The 1618-nt window shown below is 67.6% G+C and carries 2 protein-coding genes; one reads left to right on the plus strand and one right to left on the minus strand.

All coding sequences use genetic code 11. From position 1 onward, the window contains the following. Nucleotides 1-205 precede the first annotated feature (205 nt). Nucleotides 206-1087, plus strand: a complete 882-nt coding sequence (locus tag E5W87_RS33075; RefSeq protein ID WP_292407443.1) for a DMT family transporter — start codon at nt 206-208, stop codon at nt 1085-1087. Nucleotides 1088-1118: 31 nt separating this feature from the next. On the opposite strand, the gene E5W87_RS33080 is transcribed toward E5W87_RS33075, so the two are convergent. Beyond that, the coding region (locus E5W87_RS33080; protein ID WP_292407446.1) for a sulfotransferase family protein at nt 1119-1618 on the minus strand (500 nt) is incomplete at its 5' end.

The raw sequence follows: 1618 nt of genomic DNA on the forward strand, positions 1-1618 counted from the left end.
TCTCCCCCCAAGTGGGGGAGATGTCCGGCAGGACAGAGGGGGGCGCTGTCCCGCCTGCGTATCAAGAATATCGCCTGAGCTGCAGCCGCCGTCAGCGTCGCTTGCCCCACCCAACCACCTCTCGCTGCCTCACGACAGGCAAGCCCATTGGTCCTATCTCCGCCGCATGCCGTCGCGCATAGCCCGGCGGCAGGGGAGGACCACAGTGACGTCGACGCCGCTTATCAAGCCTGTTTCCGAGACCCTGCCCATCGCCGCGCTGCTCGGCGCCATGGTGTCGATCCAGATCGGCGCGACCTTCGCCAAGGGGTTGTTTCCGCTGGTCGGCGCGCAGGGCACGACGGCGCTGCGGCTGGTCGTCGGCGCGCTGATGTTGGCGGCGGTGCTGTGGCCTTGGCGGGTGCGGCCCTCCAAAGCCGTCTGGCCATGGCTGATCGCCTATGGGGTGACGCTCGCCGCGCTCAATCTTTTGTTCTATGCGGCGCTCAAGACGATCCCGCTCGGCATCGCGGTAGCGCTCGAATTTACCGGCCCGCTTCTGGTCGCGACGCTATCGTCCCGGCGCGGCAGCGACTTCGCCTGGGTGGCGCTTGCCGTCGCCGGCATCGTGTTGCTGTCGCCCCTCATCCATTCGCGCCAGGCGCTCGATCCGGCCGGCGTGATGCTGGCGCTGGCGGCCGGCGGCTTCTGGGCGCTCTACATCGTGTTCGCGCAGAAAGCGGGCGCGGAACTCGGCGGCCAGACCACGGCTTACGGCCTGGCAATCGCCGCAGTGCTGGCGCTGCCGTTCGGCGTGGCCGAGGCGGGGCCGGCGCTGGTCGGGCCGTCGATCCTGGCCGGCGCCCTGCTGGTCGGGCTGTTCTCCAGTGCGCTGCCGTTCTGGCTGGAGATGGTGGCGCTGACCAGGATGCCCGCCAGGCTCTACGGCACGCTGACCTGCCTGGAGCCGGCGCTGGGCGCGCTGGCGGGGTTCCTGTTCCTGCACGAGATCCTGACCGGGCTGCAATGCCTGGGGGTAGCCGCCGTCATAGCCGCTGCCCTCGGTGCCACCATCACGAACAAGCCGCCTGTGCCTTCGCCCGAATAGGGTTCGCTGGCGGCGCCTCGGCTGAGGCCGGCTACCCCAGCCACCACCAAAGCCCAGCCAGCACCGCAACCGCCCCCGCGATCGACAGCCCGAGCATTATGTACGATCCCTTGATGACGTCGCGGATCACCTTCTTGACGCTTTCGCGGTCATTGAGGTTCGGGAACGGCTCCCGCGGTTCCGCCACGCCGAGAAAACGGCACAGCGGCCCCCAGCCTTCGGTCACCGTGAACACCAGAAGTTTTTCCGGTGGCACCGCGGCCTTCACCTCCTCGGTGTAAGCGTTGTAGCGCGCGATCGCCCGCTCGCGATCGTTCATCACGCCGGCCAGCACGCGACCCCAGATCAGCTTGCGCGACATGTCGCCGAATTTCCGGCCGAACGGCGTCAGCCACTCCAAAATCTTGAACTGCCAGAGATTTTCGGTGAAGTAGATCGTATCGATCGTGCTGTCGTACCAGCCTCCGGCGCCGCGCGGGTGAAGCGTCAGCAGCACCTTGGCATCGGGATAGGCGGCCAGCAATTCCCGCC

Source organism: Mesorhizobium sp. (assembly GCF_004962925.1).
Lineage (GTDB): Bacteria > Pseudomonadota > Alphaproteobacteria > Rhizobiales > Rhizobiaceae > Mesorhizobium.